Genomic DNA, 21161 nt, shown 5'->3' with positions numbered 1-21161 from the left:
TCACACGATGGCTTTGAAGAAGGCGATGTCGAAGCGTGCGCCGATGATGGCGCCCGATGCGTCGTGTGCGTTCGAGGCGGCAATGGTGCCGTCTTGGGCCGTGATGAGCCCTTGGGCGAGCGACAGCCCGATGCCGACGCCCGATGGGTTCACCTTCGAGCCCTGTGCCTCGTCTGCGCCGCGTCCTCCCCGGTAGAAGCGCTCGAACACGTGGGGAAGGTCCGCGTCGGCGATGCCTGGTCCGGTGTCCGTCACGCGGATGCGGCAGGCGAGCGCGTCCTCATGTGCCTCGACCGTCACCGTGCCCCCGGCAGGCGTGTGCTCCATGCAGTTCTTGAGTATGTTCTCGAGCGCTTCGGCCGTCCATGCGCGGTCGCCGATGAAGCTGCATCCCTCGTCAACATCGACGACGAGGGAGATGTCGGCAATATCGAAGGCGATGGCGAGGGGCTGGGCCGCATCGTGAACCATACCGGCAACGTCGACGGGGTCGTGGGCAAGGGAGAGCGCGCCGGCGTCGAGCCGGGCGAGTCGCAGGAGCGCGGAGACGAGGTTCTCCACACGTAGCTGGAGCTCCTCGATGCGGCGAAGCCTCTCCACCTCGTCGGCGCAGTTCCCGCGAGCGGCGAGGCTTTTGCGGACGAGCTCGGTGGTGATGGAAAGCGACGTCAAGGGCGTCTTGATCTGGTGGGAGATGTCGGCCAGGGCATCGGCGAGCATCTGCTTCTCGCGCGCGAGCTCCTCGGCGGTCAGGTTGAGGCGCGAGACCATCTTGCCGAGCTCGCTTTGGAGGATGGCAAGCTCACCCTCGTTCATGGAGCCGAGGTCAAGCGCGCGATCCCCATGCAGCACAGCGTCGATATTCTGGCTCAGGCGCGCGAGCGCGCGATAGCGCTGACGGGTAAGCGCAAGCCACGGCACCGTTGCGGCCGAGCCGGCGAGAAGGACCCAGGGAAGGGTCTCGGGCCCGCAGCATATGGCTGCGACGAGGGTGCAAACAGCAACAAGTGCGAGCGAAACGATGAGGGCGCGGGCAACTTCGCGGTTGCGGAGCATCGGTTCCTCCTACCCCAAGGCCTTGTAGCCGAGCCCACGCACGGTAGCGATGAGGCGAGGGTGAGCGGGGTCGTCTTCGATCTTGTCGCGCAGGCGCTTGATGTAGACCGAGAGCGTGTTCTCCTCAATGTAGGTACCCGCATCGTCCCAAAGGGCATCGCGGATCTGATCGCGCGTAATCACCGAGCCTTGGTGCGTGGCGAAAAGGAGGAGCAGGCGATATTCCAATGCAGAGAGGACCACCTCGCACCCGTTCCGTTCGACGTGCGCGCGGTCGGTGTCGATGGCGAGGGGCCCGAAGGCAATGACGCGCTTCGCGGGCTGTGAGCGGCGGATGGTCGCTGCGACGCGCGCGAGGAGCTCGCGCGGGCGGAAGGGCTTGGAGATGTAGTCGTCTGCACCCATCTGGATGCCGGCAACGGTGGTGAACTCGTCGCTCGAAGCGGTGAGAAAGATGACCGGGAGCTGCGGCAGTGCCTGCTTGAGCGCCGTGCAGACGGCGAATCCGTTGCCTTGGGCCAAGGTCACGTCGAGAAGCACGAGCGAATAGGGAGAAGCAGCCGCACCGATCGCGGCGACGGCACGGCTTGCAGGGGAGGCATGCCCCTCAGGGGGGTTCGCGCCACCCAGGGCAAGCTCGATAGCCTCGTCTTGCCGCGCGGCGTGGTCGACCGCGTACCCCTCGCCCACGAGAAGCTCGGCGAGCGCCTCGACGATGATGGGGTCGTCTTCGACCAGCAGTATGCGCGTTGCCATTCGGCTGCTCCCACCAATCGTTCCGGGTTAGTTGTGCACGATGACGCAGAGGCCGGGTGAAATCATGTCGTAGAGCGCCGCTGCCTTGTCGTACGGAAGGTTCACGCAGCCATGGCTGCCTACGCTCTTATAGGCGTTCGGGTTGCTGAACGACGAGGGCGCCTGCCAGGTGGCATCGTGGAGGCCGATGGAGTTTCCCACGAAGGCCATCCAGTAGTCGACGTCGCTTTCCCACTTGTACTCGCCCGTCTCCGGGTCCTTGGGGCCGCGGAGCGTGATGCCGCGGGCCTTGCGGTTGAGCATATAGATGCCCGTGGGGGTGTCGGTGCCCTTGTTGGGGTTGCCGGTGATCACGCCAGATTCCCACAGCAGGTTGCCGCTGGCGTCGTAGTAGCGCGCGTGCTGCTCGGAGATGTCGATATCGATGTATGCGCCCCAGTCGCGCTGGCCCTGCCCGTTGTAGACGTCGCCGGTCTGCGACGTGGGCACCTCGATCTCGGTGGACTGCTTGGCGTTCACGGCGTCGACGACCGATTGCACGAGGGTGTCGTTGTCGATCGACCAGCCATAGGTCCCGCCCGAGACGGTGATCTGCTTGCCGTCTTCCCGCGTGTAGGTGCGCTTCGTTCCCACGGTATTGAGGCCGTCGGCAAGGGAGCTTGCCCAGCTCGAGACAGCCTCCTGGTTGATGGTGGGCGTGAGGTTCTCGTCGAACATGATCCACTGCGCCACCTCGGCGGAGCAGATCGTTGCGACCTCGTTGCCGTTCATCTTGATCGAGATGTTCACTCCCAAGAGCTCGTTGGCGGCATCGCATGCAGCCTGGATGCCGCTGTCGCCCATGCCCTCCACCAAGGGGAGGAACGCATCGTCGCCGAGCTTATCGAGCGAGGCGTTCTCATCTAGGTCGGCGAGGGCGAGTTTGGCATAGGCGATGATGTTGTCGCGGTTGAGCTTCTCGTTCGATCGCGCCTTGTCGACGGTGAAAGCCCCGGCTTCGGCATCGTATGCGCTCGCAGCGTCGAAGGTGCCCGAGCGCCCCTCGTTAAAGGAATCGACGGCAGCCCCCAGGCTCTCCTCGAAGGAGGCAACGTCGAAAGAATCGGAGAAGAGCGAGAAATCGGCTTCGGCCGTGAGGTCGACCGTCTCGTTTTCCGCCTGCGCCTCGGTGGCGCCCGTCAGTGCGGCGAAGAGGTGTACAGGCCAGCGGAGGGCATCGTTTTGGTCGAGGACTTCCTGCGCGGCGGCATCGGCGTCGAAGAGCGCGTCCGCGCTTTCGGGCTCATAGGTCCAGCTGAAGCCCGAGCCCTCGACCGTGAGGGAGTAGCGGTTCATGGATGAGCGGATGCGGGTGGCAGCGCTGCCGGGGCCGATGAGCGAGACGTCGGCGCCGGCGATCGTAGTGCCGGGGTAGAAGACGTTCGAGAAGATGATGGCGCCGCCGGCATAGGTGATGACGAGCAGCGCGACGATGACTCCCAGCATGATGAGGGGAACGCGGCGCAGATTTCGCGGCGTGCGTTCGTCGCGCTTGCCCTTGCGGGAGCTGGTCTCCGGCTTCTGCGGCGCGGCAAAGTGGCTTCCCGGCTGGGTGCGCCGAACCTCCGTGCGCCCAGCCCGCGCGCCGGCGGACGGGGCAGCGGGGAGCGGGGAGATGATGGTCTTATCGCTATCCGAAGATGAGCTGAAATCAGACGGACGCATCGTGGAGCGTACCTCCAACGGATTGTGACGGTAATATTCCATAAGCGATTATACCTGCGTGTGCGGACAATGGAATATGCGTCTGGAGCTTTCGCGATGCGTTGCAGGACGCCCCGCTGGTGATGAGCGGCTAAGGGAGCGCCGCGCACCCGCCGCACGAGGCGCATACCGCGCGCGCTGAGGGAGCTTGGGCAATGCCTCCCCGCGCCGTCTCGCGCAGCGATGCAGGCAGTGCGCGCCCCACATCGCGCATGACCGTTGCCATCTCGTCGAGGGGCACAAGCGCCTCTATGCCCGAGAGCGCAAGCTGCGCCGAGGAGAACGCTGCGGCCACGCCGATAGCGTTACGGTTCTGGCAGGGCACCTCCACGAGGCCGCCCACGGGGTCGCATACGAGTCCGAGCAGGTTGCCGAGGGTGAGCGAGGCCGCATCCAGTGCTTGGCGCGGCGTGCCACCCTGCATCTGCACGAGCGCGCACGCCGCCATGGCGGCCGCGCTGCCCACCTCGGCCTGGCAGCCGCCCTCCGCGCCTGCAACGCTTGCATTCAGCGTGAGGATGAGCCCTACGGCGGCGGCTGCGTAGAGCGCGTCCTGGATCGCGTCCGCGTCAAGCCCAAGGGCCTTTGCCGTGGCGAGCACGCATCCAGGAACGACGCCCGCCGAGCCAGCCGTGGGGGCAGCCACGATCACGCCCATGGAAGCGCTGCGCTCGAGCACCGCCATCGCGCGGGCGACGGCTTCGGTTTGGACGGCTCCCATGAGGGCGGGGGCGAAGTTTTCGGCCGCGCTTTGCACTTGCTTGGCCTCTCCGCCGATGAGCCCTCCGAGCGAGCGCCGCGGGCGCTCAAGGGGCTCTGCGGTCTCGGCGTGCATGACCTCGATGACGCGGCTCATAGCGGCGTGGGCCTCGTCTATTCCGATGAGCGCTTCCTCGCGGCGGCGCATGATGCCGCCGATGGTTTGCTGCGCGCCGTCGTTGCCCTCGCAGCAGGCAAGCAGCTCGGCTGCGTTGGCGAATGTGCAGCCCGGGTTTTCCGTTTCGGGCGCACGAACCGTTCCGGGCACGCGGATGAGGGTGGCCACGCGCACGTTCTCGTTTGCGCGGAGCTCGCTGAGCAGCCCTTCCAGTCGCTCGCCCTGCGGAAGCTCGTCGAGCTCGAAGACGGTGTAGGCCGCTCCGCCCCTCTCGGTGCGGTAGGTGCGCATGAAGGCGATGTTCACGTTGTGCTCGGACAGGCGAACCGTGAGCGCTGCAAGCACGCCGGGCGTGTCGCGATGGGTGACGAAGATGGTGTCGTACTCGCCCGTGATATCGACCTCGACCCCGCTCACGCGCGAAAGACGCACGCGGCCGCCGCCAAGGCTTTCTCCTCGCACCGAGCAGACGCTCCCGCAGGCATCCTCCATCTCGATATCTACGGTGTTGGGATGCAGGTGCTCGTCATCGGCGCCGGGAACGAACTCGAAGGAGAGGCCGCGCTCGCGCGCGAGCTCGAAGGCATCGCGGATGCGCTCGTCATCTGTGGCAAGTCCCAGGATGCCCGCCACGAGCGCGCGGTCGGTGCCGTGTCCGCGGTACGTGTGTGCGAAGCTGTTGTGCAGCACGAAGCGCACGCGCGCGACAGGTGCTTCCATGAGCGAGGCCGCTACCTGCGCACAGCGCAGGGCACCAGCGGTGTGCGAGGAGGAGGGCCCCACCATGATGGGGCCTAAGATCTCGAAGGTGGAGGTGGTGAGGTGCGGCTGCGGCATGGCTGCTCCCTTGCGGCGGTTGATCAATCGAGCTTGCGGTACTGTCGGGCTCCCAGCTTTGAGCTGTCGCCACTCCATGATAGCGGTTGCTGATAGAGGTTGCGTGCCGCGCCGCGGGGAAGGTCGGTGCCGCGCAGATAATCAGCGCTAAACTTTGTCGCTGGGCTCGATTCCATGAGATACTGCCTTTTATTGCGCGGTTGTTCCACAAAAACAGAGGATAAGGAGGCGATGTCGTGGAGTATCTAAAGCTCATCGGTATCGTGATCATCGTGGTCGGCTTCGCGTGCAAGCTCGATTCGATCCTGGTCATCATGGTCGCTGCCATCGCGACGGCGCTCGAGGCAGTCGTGGAACATCCTGAGGGCGACATCGCTGGCGTGGGCGGAGGAAGCGAGCACTAGGCAATGCTGTCGTGTGCGGTTGAGCGTGGGCTAGGTGCAGCCGCCTTGTGTGTTCGGGCGGGCGTCGGGTGAGTTCGCCGCGCGTGCGCGTACGGTCGAGCGGGTGCCGCGGGACCTCACCGGGTGTTCGGTCCGCGGGCGCTTATCGCTCGCTGTGAAATGGACGCCGCGCGAGTTTACCGCGCATTGTGAAACGGGCTCCGGGCGTGGTCTTCGCCCGTGTCGAACTGCGAGGATTCCGGTGCGAAAGCCGGGTAAGGGAGGGCGCTCATGGCTAGAGGGCTTCGCAGGGTGGCTACCATTGCCGGGGCCATGTTTCTGGTGGTCTTGTGCGTGGCTGCGCCGCTCGTTGCGCTGGGGTCGTGGTGGTTCGCTCCGGACGCAGGCGTTGCGGCGCAGTACCCGCTGGTATCGAGCGAGGTCGATTTCGATGGTGACGGGGTCGACGATTATACGGACCTGCTGGACGGTGCCCGTGCGGAGGCTGAGGCGGCCCCCGCATACGATTCCGGGTACTACGAAGGCGGCTACCCGCCCGAAGACCGCGGTGCCTGCACCGATACCGTTTGGCGCGCCTTCGCTGCAGCGGGCTACGATCTGAAAGCCATGGTCGATGCCGACATCGCACGCGACCCCGCCGCCTATGCCCAGGTTGCTCCCAGCCCCGACCCCAACATCGACTTTCGCCGCGTAGGCGTGCTCTCGGCGTTCTTCTCGCGCTATGCCACGGGGTTAAGCTGCGACACCTCCGATGCCCCCCTCTGGCAAGCGGGCGACATCGTTATCTTCGGCGAGGACGAGCACATTGGGGTCGTCTCGGACCAGCGCGATGCGCGCGGCGTTCCGTTTATCATCCATAACATGGGGCAGCCGTTCCGCGAGGAGGACTACCTGGCCTATCCATGGGCCATGCGCCCCACGGCCCACTATCGCTTCGACGCGACGAAGATTCCTGCGAGCGTGCTCGTTGCGTTTGACGGAGCGCTCCCATACCGAGGCCAAGGTGAGCCGGGTGGCGCATATGATGTCGTGGCGCTTCGGGTGAGCTGCTATCCGTTGCTCGGACCGTCGGGAGCGGCCTATACAACGGATCCCGGCCTGATCGATGAAGCATGGGATCTTCTTTCTGGCCCGTGCTCGTACGAGTCTGGTGGCTCGCAGGGCGCTCAGCTCGGAGGACATGCTGCAGGTGGCTATTCAGCCGGCTTTTCGCTCGTTGCGGCAGACGGCAGAACGCTTGCCTCTGCGACCCTTTCGACGCGTGATGATGCGTGGTACCGTGAGGCCGGTGGAGCGAAGTTCGTGTACGACGATGCGAACGCGATTGATGAATTCGCGGATGGATGCATCGAGCAGGCGCGTGAGGAAACGTATCTTGCAGAGAGCGAGGGCCGCATGCTCCCGCCTGGCGAGCGAACGTGGCTCACGCCGGAAGAGTATGAGGGCTCCGTCCTCGAGGGGGCCTCCGCGCAGCCGTAATCACGAGGCAACGCATGCAAAACGGAGGCTCGTGCGCAAACCTGGCCTCAAAGGCTCGAATTTTAACCGACCTGCTGAGTAGCGTAAAAATGGCCACCTCATCTACCTGCATGTTTGTAACTAGATGAGGGCCCGCTACTTGAGCGGACCCTCAAAATTCGAGCCTTTGAGGCTAGTTTTGTTTCCACGGGGCGTCGCAGCGCGTCTGCGCGTCGTCTTGGTGCCTCCGCCGCGTCGCTAGAGCGCCATCGTGCGAGCACGGTCGATGCGCGCGATGCAGTCGGCGCGCCCAATGAGCTCCATGGTCTCGCCGAGCGGAGGGCTCACCATGTTGCCGCACACGGCAACGCGCACTGCCTGGAACACCACGCGCTTCTTGAGGTCAAGCGCGTCGGGCAGGGGCTCCAGGGCACTGTCGATTGCTTCGGCCGTCCAGCTGTCCTCCGGTAGCGCTTCAAGCGCGGCACGCGCGGCGTCGAGCACAGAGCCCATGCCCTCCTTGGCAAGGCCCTTGTTTACGGACTTCTCGTCGTATTCCAAGGTTTCGGCGGTGGCGAAGACGGGCGCGGCAACGGTTGCGGCGTCGGCAGGCATCTTGGTGCGCGGCTTCACGATAGCGGCGAGCTTGTCGACCCATGTCTCGTCGAGTTCGGTGCCGCCGGCAAGAAGACCGGCCTCGTGAAGCTCGGGGAGCATGATCTGGTCGGCGAAATCGGCGTCGGTCATGGCGTTGATGTACTCCGCGTTCACCCAGTCGAGCTTCTTGGGATCGAAGGTCGCCGGGTTCTTGGAGATGCGCTCGAGCGAGAACTTGCTCGCAAGCACGTCGCGGGGGATGATCGTGGTCTCGCCGTCGAGTGACCAGCCAAGAAGCGCGAGGTAATTCACAAAGGCATCAGAAAGGTAGCCCGCGTCGCGGTACTCTTCGACGCTCGTGGCGCCGTGGCGTTTGGAGAGCTTCTTGCCGTCTGCGCCGAGAATCATCGAGATGTGCGCGAAGGTGGGAACGGGTGCGCCAAGGGCCTCGTAGACCATGACCTGGCGCGGCGTGTTGGAGAGGTGGTCGTCGCCGCGAATCACGTGGGTGATGCCCATGGCGGCATCGTCAACCACGGTCGCGAAGTTGTAGGTGGGCGTGCCATCGGAGCGGAAGATCACGAAATCGTCGAGCTCCTTGGCTGCGAACGTCACCTTGCCGTGGACGGCGTCGTCGATAACCACGTCGCCGCGGTCCTCGGGTACCTTGATGCGCAGGGTGTAGGGCTCGCCGGCTTCCATGCGGGCACGCGCCTCGTCGGCCGGAATGTTGCGGCAGCGGCGGTTGTAGCCCTGGAAGGGGTCCTTGCGGGCTTGCGCCTCGGCACGGTCTTGGGCGAGCTGCTCGGGCGTGCAAAAGCAGGGGTATGCCTTGCCCTCGGCGAGCAGGCGCTCGGCCGCCTCGCGGTAGATGTCCAGGCGCTCGGTTTGGGAGTAGGGGCCGTATGCGCCGCCCACCTCGGGGCCCTCGTCCCAATCGAGCCCAAGCCAGCGCATTGCGCGCAGGATGATCTGCGTATTCTCCTCGGTGGAGCGGGTGGGATCGGTGTCGTCGATGCGCAGGATGAACGTGCCGCCATTAGCGCGCGCGAACGCCCAGTTGTAGATCGCCGTGCGGGCGCCGCCGATATGCAGCTTGCCGGTAGGCGAGGGTGCGAAGCGGACGCGGACGTTGGACATGAGTGTGCTCCTCTGATGGTCGTGCGGCTCGCGGGCCGTGAGCTTGCGGTTTTGCGCCCCTGATTATAGCAGCGCGAGCGCAGGGGTTGGGGCAGGGGAGGCGGTATGCAGGAATGCGCGGGCAGCGAGCTCGGGTGCGGGGTGCGGGCTCCGCCGGAATAGGGCCGTGAGACGGTCGGAATAGGGCCAGGCTCCGTCAAAACATGTACACGAGCGTCAAAAACATTCGCAAAATCGACGATTCGTGACGCTCGTGTACACGATTTCGGTATCAAGCCATAGCCATAGGCATGGTCCGCTATAGGCATGGTCCGCTCTTCACGGCAACTTTGCATCTTTTTGGGCTGTGGAGATAACAAATGGGTATGAACCTAAGAATATCTGTCACCATGCGTCGGGAAGGTAGACCGTGGAAGCACCGGCAATCGTAGCTCACGACGTTTCTTACTGCAGCGGAGCGTATCGTTCGTTCGAATTCTCCTCGTTTGAAGTTTCTCCAGGTGAGGTGTGCGTGCTGCTCTCGACCGAGCATGCGCCGGCGCGCGACGTGCTGCTTGCCGTGGCGGGGCTCGTTAGGCCCACATCGGGCTCGCTTGTAGTGTGCGGGGCGGAGTTGGCCGGCGGCGCGCCAGCCAGCGGTCTTGCTGCTCTGCGGCGAGCTTTTGCTCCGCGCGAGCGGCTGTCTCGGGCGCAGGTGGGCCTCGGCGTGTTTGAGCGAGTGGCCGAGGTATCGGGCGCGTGGACGGTCGAGGAAGCGGTCGCTCGTGAAGCCCGGTTGCGAGCGCGCCGCGGTGGCGCGGCGCGCGTGCGCGGTGCAGCGGGCACGAACGGTTCATCACGTGCGGGCGATGCCGCGGATCTCGCGGCGGGTGTTGCGGAGGGCGGCGCGGAGTATGCTGCCGCGTCCAGCCCAGAATGCGAGCCCGCTGTCGACGCGATGGGAAAGCGCGACGCCAAGCAGAACCCCTTTGGCGCAGGGTCTCGTGCGTCCGATGTTCTCCCGTTTCTCGCCGCGCTTGGTCTTGCTACGGCATCTGAGCAGGAGATAGACCGGCTTAATCCCGCGCAGCGTGCGCGCCTCTCTGCCGCGCTTGCGCTGGCGGGCGCGCCGCGCGTCGCCGTAATCGATTTGACCGATCCCTTCGTCACGGGTCTTTCTGCCGCCGAAGCCTCGATGCTTGTCGAAGATGTGTGCTCCGTTGCCGTGCGAATGGGCACGGCGGTTCTCGTTGCAGCGAGCGATCCGGCGTGCGCCCACGCGGTCGAGGCTTTCGGCTGTTCCACGTGCGCGCTCGATATCCCCGCGGCAGAGGCTCTCGATGCGATGCGTGCAAGCGGCCGTCCCAGTGAGCCCGTCCCCGCGGCCTCGATGCCCGGAGCTGGTGTCGCGTCTGACTCCCCCAGAGACTTCGCGCGCGGAGGCGATGCCGCCCCTGATTCCCTTGCGCCCAAGCGGGAGGTGATGGCGTAATGAGCGCCTTCATGGACATCGTTCGCTCTCTGGCTGCCCGCCTTGGTCGCGGCCGTACTTCCATCCTCGTGGCCGCCGTGCTCGTGCCGGCGCTTACGGCAGCGGTTCTCGTGGCGGCGCTCGTTCCCGCACTCGATGCCTCAAGCCGGATTCCCGTGGCGGTGGTGAATCTCGACGAGGGCGCGGTAGACGCGGACGGCCGGAACGTGCAAGCCGGCTCGGACCTCGTCGATTCGCTCCTCGATTCGGATGAGCTCGCATGGAGCGAGGTGGGCGCATCCGAGGCCGAGCAAGGTCTTGCCAGCGGCACATACGCGCTCATCCTTGAGATTCCGGCAGATTATTCGGAGAAGGTGTCGAGCCTCACGGGTTCGAATCCCGAGCAGGCGCAGCTCCGCATCATCTCGGACGGCGCGCAGAACGTGCTCGCGACCGAGGAGGGTTCGGCCGTGCTCCGCCAGGTGCAGGCGCGCCTTCGCGCGGACCTGGGCGAGAACTACCTTCTGAACGTGCTCAATAATGTACGCAGCCAAGCATCCACGCTGACGCTCACCGCAGATGGGGCAGTCATGCTGGATAGCGCCTACGATGCCCTTGAGCAGGGGACGAGTGCCATGGCGGAGGGTCTTGAGCAGACGGCGTCCGGCACCGGCGCGCTTGCAGAGGGCGTTGGTGCGATCGCGAGCGGCGTGACGGCGGCGGGCGCGGGAGCGGAGTCGCTCGCGGCCGGCATGGATGCAACGAATGACCAGGTCATTGCTCCGCTTGCTGCTGGCGCCGAAGCCACGGCGGCTGGCGTTGCCGCGGCGGGGGAGGGCATTGAAACGCTCGGCTCCGCGGTCACGCGTACGGGCGAGGGCCTTCTCAAGGCTTCGTCCGAGCTTGATCAGAGCATTTCCGACCTTGCCGAGCTGGGCTCGCTCGCGCCGCAATTCTCCGAGCATGCGCAGACGCTGTCCGATGCGCTGGGGAGCATGTCCGATGCCTCGTCCTCGGTCCAAGCGGGCGCCGAGGCGCTTGTGGGGGCGGTCGGCGATGCGCAGGCTGCTGTGGGGGAGGCGCAGACGGGCGCGCAGGCGCTCGCGCGCACCTTGTCCTCGGAGCAAGGCGATGAGGGCCAGGAGGGTATCGTGCAGCGCATGGAAGCGCTCGATGCTGAATACGAGGAGCTCGTCCACCGCCTTACTGCGATAGCGAATGGCACCTTCGATCCTTCGGGGGTAACCGATGGTTTCGACACGCTTGATGAGGTGTCGGCGCGTATCGAAGAGCTCGAGCTAGAGCGCGAGAGTCTTCGTGGCGAGCTCGAGCAGGCTGCTGCAAACGCACAGTCCCTTGCGGGTAAGGTTGATTCGGCGGCCACCTCTCTCGATGGCTTGGAGGGACAGCGCCAGGCGCTCGCGAGCGCTGCGGAAGAATACAGCCAAGCTGAGCAGACGGCTACGGGCGCCGCGAACGACATCGTCTCCCTTGCCGGCCAATTCGTGGAGCCGGCCCTGAGGGTCGCGGTGAACGCGCAGGTTGCGAAGGCGACCCTCGACGCCTCTGCACCGGCGTTAATCGAGACCGGCGGCCTCATCACCCAGACCGGTGCATCGCTTGCGCCCGATGGCATGCTTGGGCTGGGGGTGCAGGGCATTGCCACGGGTACCGCCGCCTTGCCGCAGGTGCTCGATACGTTCTCTACGGCAACCGCGGCGCTCGGGCAGGGCAACGTCGCGCTCGGGCAGGCGCTTGATGCCGTGGGCGCGGGCATATCTGGCCTGGGTGAGGGCATCTCGGTGATGGCCTCGGCAGAAGGGCAGCTTGCGTCGGGCGTCGGTCAGCTTCGCGAGGGGCAGGAAACGATCAACGATACGCTGTCGTCTGCCGGAGAGAGCCTGGGCGCTGCCTCGTCCCAGGCGGAGGAGCGGGCTGAGGCTGCGGCGGCGCCCGTTTCCTTTACCACGGAAGCGCGCAACCGCGTCTCGGAGCCCATGCAGGTCGCGCCGATCGCGCTCGCGGTGGCCCTCTGGCTCGGCGCGCTGCTGGTTGCCGTCGTGGTGCCCCCGCTCGATGGACGCGTCGTCTTGGCGGGCCGCGCGCTGCCGGCGGCGCTTTCGGGCTTTGTCGTTTCGGCGGGCGTGGCGCTCGTTCAGGCGATTGCCGTGGCGCTTGCCGTTATCTTTGCCACGGGGAGCGCACCTGCGAATATGCCTGTGTTCTGTGCCATCGTGGTTTTGGCAGCGCTATCGTTCGCGGCGATTGGTCAGGGCGCGCGGGCTCTTTGCGGACGCGCGGCGGTCCCCGTGCTCGTGTTCCTGCTGGCGCTCCAGCTCGTGTGCGCGGGGAGCGTCCTGCCCGGGGCCTTTACGGGCGGAGTATTCGCCGCGCTGGGCCAGGTGCTGCCGATGCCCGTGCTGACCGAGGCGCTGCGCGACACCGTCTCCGGCTCCCTTGCGGGTGCGGGCGGCGCGTGCGCCGTTCTGGTTGTATGGACGGTCGCGGGGCTCGCCGCGTCGATGCTCGCCGCGCGTGCGCGCACCAACATCCGCCCGGAGCGCGCATTCGCCTAGGATGCCGCCGGTGAGACGCTTGTGCCGGGTTAAACTGTCTCACCGTTGCAGCCGGTGAGACAGTTTAACCCGGCACAAGCGTCTCACATAATGACCCCGTCCCAAAAGAGGCCATGTTGGAGCGTCGGGTGTGCAGGATGTGGCGCTTGTGCGCGGGCGCATGCGTGTCCGTGCGGCGCGGTACAATCACGTAGCCGAATAGCCCGGGGGAATGGTAACGGTCCCCGGACGTCATACGAAAGGGGCTTATATGCCAGATCAGATTCGTTCCACCTCAGCTACCTGCGCTTCGGCGTGCGAACCCACGCCGCGCAGCTATCTCTTTACTTCTGAGTCCGTGACAGAGGGCCATCCCGATAAGATTGCCGACCAGATCTCGGATGCAGTGCTCGACGCCATCCTCGACAAGGAGGCGCGCCTCGAAGCCATGGGCTACGTGGATACGGACGGCGTTCCCGCCAAGCTCGAAAACGTGCGATGCGCTGCCGAGACGCTTCTCACCACCGGTATGGTCGTCATCTCGGGCGAGATTCGCACCCAGGCCTACGTCGACGTGCAGCAGATCGCGCGTGACGTCATCTGCCGCATCGGTTACGACCGGGCAGAGTACGGCTTCGACGGCCATGCATGCGGCGTCATCAACATGATCCACGGCCAGAGTTCGGACATCGCGCAGGGTGTGGACGAGAGCTTTGATGTGCAGGCCGGCACCACGACCGACCCGCTCGACCTTATCGGCGCCGGCGACCAGGGCATGATGTTCGGGTACGCCACCGACGAGACCTCTGCCTTCATGCCCATGCCTCACTATCTGGCGAGCCGCTTGGCAGAGCGCCTGGCGGCAGTTCGCCACGATGGAACGCTTCCGTATCTGCGCCCGGACGGCAAGACCCAGGTGACCGTGCGCTATGAGGACGACCGCCCCGTCTCGGTGGAGACGGTCGTGATCTCTACGCAGCACGCCCCCGAGATCGAGGACATGGGCGTTATCAAAGAGGATATGCTGAAACACGTCATCGCGCCCGTGCTCGATGGGGCGGGTATCCCTTGGGACGGCGCCCGGGTCTATGTGAATCCCACCGGCCGCTTCGTGGTGGGCGGTCCCATGGGCGACACCGGCCTCACCGGCCGCAAGATCATCGTCGACACCTACGGCGGCACGGGTCGTCACGGCGGTGGTGCCTTCTCGGGCAAGGACTGCACGAAGGTCGATCGCTCTGCTGCCTACGCCGCGCGCTGGGTGGCCAAGAACGTGGTCGCCGCCGGTCTTGCCCGCCGTTGCGAGGTTCAGCTCGCCTACGCCATCGGCGTGGCGCGTCCGCTCTCCATCATGGTCGACACGTTCGGGACGTCTGTCGTCGCCGAGGATGCGATCGAACGCGCCGTGGAAGAGGTGTTCGATCTTCGCCCCGGCGCCATCATCCGCGACCTTGACCTGCGCCGTCCCATCTACGAGAAGACAGCGGCCTATGGGCATTTCGGTCGTGACGACGAGGACTTTACCTGGGAGCATACGGACCGCGTGGACGAGCTGCGCGCCGCGTGCGGCCTCTAGACAACGAGCGTCCATTCGCGGGATTTGATGTGCATGGCTGAGCAGCTTTCGCTGTGGGATTTGGTAGGGGAAGAGGGCGCCGGGGGAGCGTGCTCTCCCGATGGCATGGAGCCGCTTCGCCCGGCTGACGCTACCCCGGATGCCTCTTCGGAGGGGGCTGTAGCGCCGGATGGCACCGTGTCCTCCCGGGGCGCTGGCAGAACGCGCGCCGCGGCCGGCCTCGTTCCCGATACCGTGACGGCTTCAGGCGAGCGCCGGCTTGCGCAGGGTTCGGAGCCCGTGTGCGGCTACGTCTCTGTGGTGGTCGACGTTCCCTCGCGTGCGCTGTCTGATCCCTTCGCCTATGCGGTTCCCGCATCGTTTGATGGGGAGGCGGTGCCGGGCGCCATCGTGCTCGTCTCGTTCCATCGCCGCATGGTTGCCGGCTACGTCGTCATGCGCGCTTCCGAGCTTGCTGAGCTGCCGGGAGCGGCGGGCCTTGCGCCCGAGCGCGTGCTGCCTGTGCGCTCCGTGCTCGCCGAGCGTGCCTTCGGACCGGTGTCTGCGCAGCTCGCCTTCTGGATGTCGCGCGAATACGTTGCCTCGGTCGCTGAATGCCTCCGTCTTTTCTTGCCTCCCAAGGCAACGCCGCGCGTGCGCAAGCTCGAGGACGGCAGCTACGAGGTGGAGCGACCCAAGACGAAGGAGGTGCACGAGCGGTGGGTGACCCTTACCGACGAAGGCCGCGGCTATAGGCCCGCCGTCAACGCGCATCGCCAGCGCCAGCTCATGGAGGCCCTGTCCTGCGGGCCGGTGACCACGCGCGAGCTCAACTTCCTCTATTCCAGCATGTCGGCGACGATAAGAACGCTTGAGAAGAAGGGCATCGTTGCCATCGAGGAACGTCGTGCCTGGCGCGGCGTGCCGTCTGAGGAGCACTGTCTCTCGTCTGCGCGCGCGCAGGTTCCGGAAAGCTTGACGGAAGGCCAGCGCGCCGCGCTTGCCGCCATCGAGCGCGCGCGGAAGGCCGAGGCCGGCGATGTGGTGGTCATCGACGGGGTGACCGGTTCGGGCAAGACGGAGGTCTACCTCTCCGCCATCGAGCCCGTGCTCTCGGCGGGAAAGTCCGCGTGCGTGCTCGTGCCCGAGATCTCGCTCACCGCGCAGACGGTCGGCCGTTTCAGGTCGCGCTTCGGGGATGCGGTTGCCGTGTTCCACTCGCGCCTTTCTGACGGGGAGCGGCTCGACCAATGGGATATGGTTCGAAGCGGGGCTGCGCGCGTTGTTGTGGGCGCGCGCTCGGCGTTGTTCTGCCCGTACCGGGAGATCGGCATCATCATCATCGACGAGGAGCACGAGCAGAGCTATAAGCAGGGCTCGAGCCCGCGCTACCATGCGCGCGATGTTGCGGCCGAGATGGCGCGGCGCTATGGCTGCCCGCTCGTCTTGGGATCCGCCACGCCCTCGTCTGAGGCGCTCGAGCGCTGCCGCCGGGGGGCTCATCGCGGCCAGGCGTGGACTCGAGTCGAGATGCCTGAGCGTCCCGGCGGCGCGGTGCTTCCGCGCATCGTCGTGGCAGATTTGAGGCGCGAGTTCTCCGGCGGAAGCCGATCGATATTCTCCCGCCCGCTTCACGATGCGCTCATGGGTATCGTCGAGCGCCGTGAGAAGGCGGTGCTCCTCCATAACCGTCGCGGCTTCGCTCCGTTTCTCATGTGCCGGGAATGCGGATGCGTTCCCACGTGCAAGCATTGCTCGACGGCGCTCACCTACCATGAGCGCACGCATACCCTTGAATGCCATACGTGCGGGTCGGTCTATCGCGTGTGGCCGTATCCGGCGCCAGGCTCGCGTTGCCCGCAGTGCGGGAGCCCGTATCTCGCTAAGATGGGGTTGGGGACGCAGCAGGTAGAAGATGCCCTCAGGCAACTGCTCCCGAGCGATGTTGCCGTGATTCGCATGGATGCCGACTCCACGCGCGGCAAGGATGGCCACGCCCGGCTCCTCGAGGAATTCGACGCGGCTGAGTGCGCCGTGCTGCTGGGAACGCAGATGATCGCGAAGGGCCTCGATTTCCCCGAGGTCACGCTCGTGGGCGTCATCAATGCCGACTACGCGCTCAAGATGCCCGATTTCCGTGCGAGCGAGCGCGCCTACGATCTGCTCGAGCAGGTGGCCGGTCGAGCGGGGCGCGGCGAGCGTCCGGGCGAGGTCATCATCCAGACCTATCTGCCGCACGACCCCGTCATCCGTGCCGTGGCGTCGCATGACCGCTCGGTCTTCCTCAGCCACGACCTTGCCATGCGCCTCGATGCCCAGTACCCGCCCTACGTGCGCCTGGTGAACGTCGTGTGCCGCGGCCGCTCGGAGGAGCGCACGCGTTCCTTTGCCGATCGCTTTGCCACGGAGGTGCGGCGCGTGCTCAAGCTCAGGGCGCCGGCATCTGCGGGAAGGGGCAGCGGTCTGGTGGTGGGCGGTCTTCCCGTAGTGCTCGGACCCGCGAGCTGTGTCATCGAGCGGGCGAAGGACCGGTATCGTTTCCATTTCCTCGTCAAGGCCCCGCTCGACTACGATGTCTCGTCTGCTATCGCCGAGGCGCTGGCCCGCGTGGGCGAGGAGCGCGGCATCAGCATCTCCGTCGACGTCGACCCTTACGACCTCATGTGAGGCAAAGGGGCGGCTCTTTGTCTTACCCCGTGCCTGCGGGTTTTATCGTGAAGCGCTGCTGGTGGCAGGTTCGCGCGCGGCACGTGGGGGTACAGTGGTTAGCGTTTGAGAGTACCGCGCGCAGGCGGCGCGCCGACATAGGGAAGGTTGCCATGGAAGTGAACGGAATCGTGCTTTCTCCCGACCCGCGCTTGCGGCAGGAGTGCAAGCCCATCGAAGAGATAACGCCCGAAATCGAGGCGCTCGCCGAGCGTATGAAGCGCGAGATGTTCGAAAATGCCGGAGTCGGCCTTGCCGCCCCGCAAATTGGCGAGCTCGTGCAGATGGTGGTCATCGACACGGACTACGAGTCGGCTGACGATTACGATCCGATCGTTCTCATCAATCCCGTTATCGTCGAGCAGTCTGACCACCTCGTCCCCTTCTCGGAAGGATGCCTTTCCATCCCGGGTGTGAGTTGCGAGATCAAGCGTCCTGACCGCGTGGTGGTGGAGGCGTACGACCTCGATGCGAACCTTATGCGGTACGAGGCCGAGGGCGGCGTGTTCTGCGTGTGCCTGCAGCACGAAATCGACCACCTGCACGGCATCACCATGTTCGAGCGACTCGAGCCTGCCCAGCGCATGCATGCCATGCGCGAGTACCAGGAGGCGCTGCGCCGCGGAGCCAAGCCCGGCGAAACGGAGTAAGCACCCTCTTTTTCCTGCGCGAGTTTCGAGCCCCCTCCGATTCCGTTTGCCCGCCGTGAGTTCCGCAGCCGCCTCATGTTCTTATCCCTACGAGTTTCGTGAGGCGACCGGGCCGTGCGCTCGCCACGAGTTCCACAGCAGGTTCAGCAAAGCTGAACCTGCGAGGACTGTCCGAAGCGAAGAGCGCACGGCCTGGTTGCCGCTTCAGAAAGGAGCCCTCATGCGTGTCGTATTCATGGGAACGCCGGCCTTCGCTGTGCCCTCGCTCAGGGCGCTCGATGCCGCCTTCGATGTTGCCCTCGTGGTCACGCGGCCCGATGCGGTTCGCTCGCGTGGCAAGAAGCTCGAGCCCTCTCCCGTTAAGGAGGCGGCGCTCGAGCTCGGTCTTCCCGTGCTCGAGACCGCGCGCATGACCCCTGAGGCGCTCGAGGCGCTGCGTGCCGCTCAAGCCGATGTGTTCTGCGTGGCGGCTTACGGGTGCATCCTGCCCAACGAGGTCCTCACCATGGCTCCTGCCGGGTGCGTGAACGTGCACGCGTCGCTTCTGCCCCGCTGGCGCGGCGCGGCTCCCATCCAGCGCTGCATTCTTGCCGGCGATGCCGAAACGGGCGTATCCATCATGCACATCGGCCAGGGGGTCGATACGGGCGACTACTGCGCGCAGGCTTCGTGCAGCGTTCCGGGCAAGACCGCGGACGAGCTTACCGCGGAGCTCGGCCAGCTCGGCGGCGACCTGCTCGTTAAGATGCTTCCCTCGATTGTTGACGGCACCGCGCCCTGGACCGTGCAGGATGAGTCGCTCGTCACCCATGCGGCAAAGATTTCCAAGGCCGAGATGCGCCTTGACCCCGCGGCGAGTGCGTGCGATAACGTGCGCCGCGTGCTCGCTTCCTCGGATGCGGCGCCTGCTCGCTGTGTCGTAGCAGGCAAGGCAGCTCGAATCGTCTCGGCGCAAGAAGCGCTCGCATCCTCTTCCATCTCGAACCTTGAAGCCGGAGCATTCGCAATCCACGATAAGCGGCTGTACATGGGCTGTTCGGATGGAATCATCGAGGTCCTTGAGCTCAAGCCCGACGGAAAGCGTGCGATGGACGCCGCTTCATGGGCTGCGGGGCAGCGCGAGCGCGAGGGCAGTTGGGAGACGCTCTCGTGACGGAACTTTCACCCGCGCGTCGGGTTGCCCTCGATATCCTGCTCGATCTTGAGGAAAGCGGAGCCTATGCCCGCGATGGCCTCGACGCCTCGCCGGAGCTGCGTGAGCTGAGCCGCCGAGACGCCGGCCTTGCGACCCGCCTTGTGCTCGGTGTGGTGGCAACCTATGGCTGCCTCGACGAGCTTATCGATACCTACTGTGAGAAGCCCGGCCGTATGAACGCCCGCATTCGCGAGGCGCTTCGCATCGCGGCGTTCGAGATCGTCTATCTGGGCACTGAGCCCCGGGCGGCGGTGAGCCAGGGCGTGGAGCTCGTGCGCACCCGCGCAAAGAGCGCTGCAGGCTTCGCGAACGCCGTGCTCCGGCGCATCGTTGCCGACCGAGGGGTGTATCTGGCTGCCGAGGATGTTCCGGCGGGATCCGAGCGCGATACGGTCTCGGCTGCACGCTCGGCGGGCCTGCCGGCATGGCTTGCAGGGGAGGTCATTTCCTCGCTTGGTTTCGAGCGCGCTCGCCTGCTCTTTGGTTGCGAGCTTGAGCCGGCCCCTGTTGCGGTGCACCTCAACCCGCATGATGCTACGGCGGAAGACGTCCTTGCGAGCCTGCGCGTCGGCGCTTCCGATGTTGCCGAGCTACCCGGCTGCATCGCGCCGGTCGCCAGCTCAGAGCTTATGCACACCGATCTGCCCAAGCGTTCTGCCGTTGCGGTCTGCGATCTGAATGCCCAGGTGGTGGCAACGGCTGCCACGATGCCGGGCGACTGCCTCGAGGTTGGCGCGGGCCGCGGTACCAAGAGCTTCGTCATGGCGGCGCAAGCGACTCGCTGCGGCATGAGGCGCTCGGCTGTTGCGGTTGAGCTTTCAAAGAAGAAGAATCGCCTGAATCGCCGTCGCCTCGAGCGCGCGGGGCTCATCGATTGCGTCTGCTTCGTCACCGGTGATGGTTGCGATCTTGATCGCGCCCTTTCCGAAACTGATCGTCGGGCAGGGGAGCGGCGCCTCTTCGATAGCGTGCTTGTAGACGCGCCCTGCACCGGCACGGGCACCATGCGTCGCCACCCCGAGATTCCCTGGCGCCTTCTGCCTGAAGATATCGATCGCGACATGCCTGGCTTGCAGCTTGCCCTGCTTGCCGAGGCGGCGCGGCGCGTGCGTCCTGGCGGGCAGCTTATCTACGCGACCTGCTCGGTGCTCCAGCAGGAAAACGCGGCGGTGGTTGATGCTTTTCTCAATAGTGAGGCTTGTCATGGCTTCGCGCTCGCGCCCGTCTCGCAGGCTCCGATATTCGAGCGCCCTGAGTTCGCTGATGCGGCCGCATACGTGCGCTCCCAGGAAACCAATCGTGGCCTCTTCCAAACCGTTCCCGCGCTCGACAGCTTCGATGGTCATTTCTGCGCCCGGTTTGTCCGTCGCAAAACCGTTTAGCGATTGTGCGGGCTTCATATCGTTCTACTCAGCGCTCTGAATGCCTCTTGCGAGAAGCATGCGGAGCGAGTTTTCAACTTTTGGGCACTTGATTGCGGGGTTGCTGAGTATCGAGCGCGAAAGTGCGAAAAGGCAAGCCATTTACCTGCTGCTTTCTTTCGGTCTTCTGAGTGATACTTTCTCGTATGCCGCTGAAGTGCCCAAAAGTTGAAACCGCCTTGGCGAGGCGGTGCATACAACCCGGCGTTGTCGTTCATGCGACCCGGCGTTGCCGTGCATGCGGGCCACGCCGGATACACGTTGAGCGGTTTTCACATGCAGGGGAGACATCTGGCGCGCTCGCGGGTTCGTCGGAGCCGTTTGGATTTGCAACAGAAAGCGCTGGCCCACAAACGCGTGAGCCAGCGCAGGTAGCAGGTCGTATTGGGTAGGTGCGCCTACGCGTCTTTGTGCGGGCAGTTCTCGCAGGAATGCGACGAGCCGGCAGAAGCGCCGGAATCTGTAGATGCGCTGCTGTCGCTCGATCCAGAGGTCGCTTCCGTCGAGGAGCTCCCTCCGCGCTGATCAGTGTTGTAGAAGCCGCTTCCTGCGAACTTGATGCCGCTCGCGGTGAAGACCTTCTCGGCCTTCGCACCGCACTTCGGGCAGCTCACCTCGGGGCGCTCGGTCATCGCGTGCTCAACTTCAAAGACTTCACCGCATGCGGTGCAACGGTAATCATAGCGTGCCATAGTTCTCCCAACGAAAGGATTGCATTCAAACAAACAACGGTACTGTACCCTAATCGCTCATCTAGCAAC

The 21161-nt window shown here is 65.3% G+C and carries 15 protein-coding genes; 9 read left to right on the top strand and 6 right to left on the bottom strand.

The features are described from left to right. From HGEM_RS05940 to sdaAA, 4 genes are all read right to left on the bottom strand, one after another. Window positions 1–1056, bottom strand: coding sequence for a sensor histidine kinase (locus tag HGEM_RS05940; RefSeq protein WP_019128510.1), 1056 nt, complete (start codon window positions 1054–1056; stop codon window positions 1–3). Between the two features lie 9 nt (window positions 1057–1065). Beyond that, complete coding sequence (locus tag HGEM_RS05935) at window positions 1066–1812, bottom strand: response regulator transcription factor (protein WP_019128509.1); 747 nt, start codon at window positions 1810–1812, stop codon at window positions 1066–1068. 27 nt (window positions 1813–1839) lie between these two features. After that, a complete protein-coding gene (locus tag HGEM_RS05930) occupies window positions 1840–3558 on the bottom strand; it encodes a L,D-transpeptidase family protein (RefSeq protein ID WP_081580821.1) in 1719 nt (572 codons plus the stop codon). Window positions 3559–3646: 88 nt separating this feature from the next. Further along, window positions 3647–5269, bottom strand: coding sequence for an L-serine ammonia-lyase, iron-sulfur-dependent, subunit alpha (gene sdaAA, locus HGEM_RS05925; RefSeq protein ID WP_019128507.1), 1623 nt, complete (start codon window positions 5267–5269; stop codon window positions 3647–3649). A gap of 236 nt (window positions 5270–5505) precedes the next feature. On the opposite strand from sdaAA, the gene HGEM_RS10470 reads away from it, so the two are divergent. Then, a complete protein-coding gene (locus HGEM_RS10470; RefSeq protein ID WP_019128506.1) occupies window positions 5506–5673 on the top strand; it encodes a 5-oxoproline transporter, DUF969 family subunit in 168 nt (55 codons plus the stop codon). A 270-nt stretch (window positions 5674–5943) separates the two neighbouring features. Next, window positions 5944–7152 carry a DUF1287 domain-containing protein gene (locus tag HGEM_RS10010; RefSeq protein WP_081580820.1) on the top strand — a complete coding sequence of 403 codons (1209 nt, stop codon included), beginning with the start codon at window positions 5944–5946 and terminating at the stop codon, window positions 7150–7152. 237 nt (window positions 7153–7389) lie between these two features. Here the strand turns inward: HGEM_RS10010 and gltX are convergent, their stop codons facing one another. After that, entirely contained in the window at window positions 7390–8868 is a 1479-nt protein-coding gene (gene gltX / locus HGEM_RS05915) for a glutamate--tRNA ligase (RefSeq protein WP_019128504.1), read from the bottom strand. Between the two features lie 409 nt (window positions 8869–9277). Here gltX and HGEM_RS05910 point away from each other — a divergent pair, with 409 nt between their 5' ends. The 7 genes from HGEM_RS05910 to HGEM_RS05880 all read left to right on the top strand — a co-directional run bounded on the left by HGEM_RS05910 (window position 9278) and on the right by HGEM_RS05880 (window position 20361). Next, entirely contained in the window at window positions 9278–10339 is a 1062-nt protein-coding gene (locus HGEM_RS05910; RefSeq protein WP_019128503.1) for a P-loop NTPase family protein, read from the top strand. Beyond that, entirely contained in the window at window positions 10339–12894 is a 2556-nt protein-coding gene (locus HGEM_RS05905) for a YhgE/Pip family protein (protein WP_019128502.1), read from the top strand. The genes HGEM_RS05910 and HGEM_RS05905 overlap by 1 nt, the downstream gene beginning before the upstream one ends. 250 nt (window positions 12895–13144) lie before the next feature. Further along, window positions 13145–14449, top strand: coding sequence for a methionine adenosyltransferase (gene metK, locus HGEM_RS05900; RefSeq protein WP_019128501.1), 1305 nt, complete (start codon window positions 13145–13147; stop codon window positions 14447–14449). A 33-nt stretch (window positions 14450–14482) separates the two neighbouring features. Next, window positions 14483–17095, top strand: a complete 2613-nt coding sequence (gene priA, locus HGEM_RS05895; protein WP_230197228.1) for a replication restart helicase PriA — start codon at window positions 14483–14485, stop codon at window positions 17093–17095. A gap of 152 nt (window positions 17096–17247) precedes the next feature. Continuing rightward, entirely contained in the window at window positions 17248–17784 is a 537-nt protein-coding gene (gene def / locus HGEM_RS05890; RefSeq protein WP_019128499.1) for a peptide deformylase, read from the top strand. A gap of 220 nt (window positions 17785–18004) precedes the next feature. Beyond that, entirely contained in the window at window positions 18005–18937 is a 933-nt protein-coding gene (gene fmt / locus HGEM_RS05885; RefSeq protein ID WP_019128498.1) for a methionyl-tRNA formyltransferase, read from the top strand. Beyond that, window positions 18934–20361, top strand: coding sequence for a transcription antitermination factor NusB (locus HGEM_RS05880; RefSeq protein ID WP_019128497.1), 1428 nt, complete (start codon window positions 18934–18936; stop codon window positions 20359–20361). The genes fmt and HGEM_RS05880 overlap by 4 nt, the downstream gene beginning before the upstream one ends. A gap of 437 nt (window positions 20362–20798) precedes the next feature. On the opposite strand, the gene HGEM_RS05875 is transcribed toward HGEM_RS05880, so the two are convergent. Continuing rightward, window positions 20799–21092: an FmdB family zinc ribbon protein gene (locus tag HGEM_RS05875; protein ID WP_019128496.1), complete on the bottom strand. Its 294-nt coding sequence runs from the start codon at window positions 21090–21092 to the stop codon at window positions 20799–20801. Window positions 21093–21161 lie beyond the last annotated feature (69 nt).

This window comes from Enorma massiliensis phI, assembly GCF_000311845.1.
Lineage (GTDB): Bacteria > Actinomycetota > Coriobacteriia > Coriobacteriales > Coriobacteriaceae > Enorma > Enorma massiliensis.
The sequence above is the reverse complement of the archived record's forward strand: the minus strand, read 5'-3'. Positions and strand labels throughout refer to the sequence as shown.

What these genes read in the sequence shown, in the direction of transcription:
- fmt (WP_019128498.1), top strand. Translation starts at nt 18,005, where the DNA reads ATGCGTGTCGTATTCATGGGAACGCCGGCCTTCGCTGTGCCCTCGCTC.
- metK (WP_019128501.1), top strand. Translation starts at nt 13,145, where the DNA reads ATGCCAGATCAGATTCGTTCCACCTCAGCTACCTGCGCTTCGGCGTGC.
- gltX (WP_019128504.1), bottom strand. Translation starts at nt 8,868, where the DNA reads ATGTCCAACGTCCGCGTCCGCTTCGCACCCTCGCCTACCGGCAAGCTG.
- HGEM_RS05940 (WP_019128510.1), bottom strand. Translation starts at nt 1,056, where the DNA reads ATGCTCCGCAACCGCGAAGTTGCCCGCGCCCTCATCGTTTCGCTCGCA.
- sdaAA (WP_019128507.1), bottom strand. Translation starts at nt 5,269, where the DNA reads ATGCCGCAGCCGCACCTCACCACCTCCACCTTCGAGATCTTAGGCCCC.
- def (WP_019128499.1), top strand. Translation starts at nt 17,248, where the DNA reads ATGGAAGTGAACGGAATCGTGCTTTCTCCCGACCCGCGCTTGCGGCAG.
- priA (WP_230197228.1), top strand. Translation starts at nt 14,483, where the DNA reads ATGGCTGAGCAGCTTTCGCTGTGGGATTTGGTAGGGGAAGAGGGCGCC.
- HGEM_RS05875 (WP_019128496.1), bottom strand. Translation starts at nt 21,092, where the DNA reads ATGGCACGCTATGATTACCGTTGCACCGCATGCGGTGAAGTCTTTGAA.
- HGEM_RS05935 (WP_019128509.1), bottom strand. Translation starts at nt 1,812, where the DNA reads ATGGCAACGCGCATACTGCTGGTCGAAGACGACCCCATCATCGTCGAG.
- HGEM_RS05905 (WP_019128502.1), top strand. Translation starts at nt 10,339, where the DNA reads ATGAGCGCCTTCATGGACATCGTTCGCTCTCTGGCTGCCCGCCTTGGT.
- HGEM_RS05930 (WP_081580821.1), bottom strand. Translation starts at nt 3,558, where the DNA reads ATGGAATATTACCGTCACAATCCGTTGGAGGTACGCTCCACGATGCGT.
- HGEM_RS10010 (WP_081580820.1), top strand. Translation starts at nt 5,944, where the DNA reads ATGGCTAGAGGGCTTCGCAGGGTGGCTACCATTGCCGGGGCCATGTTT.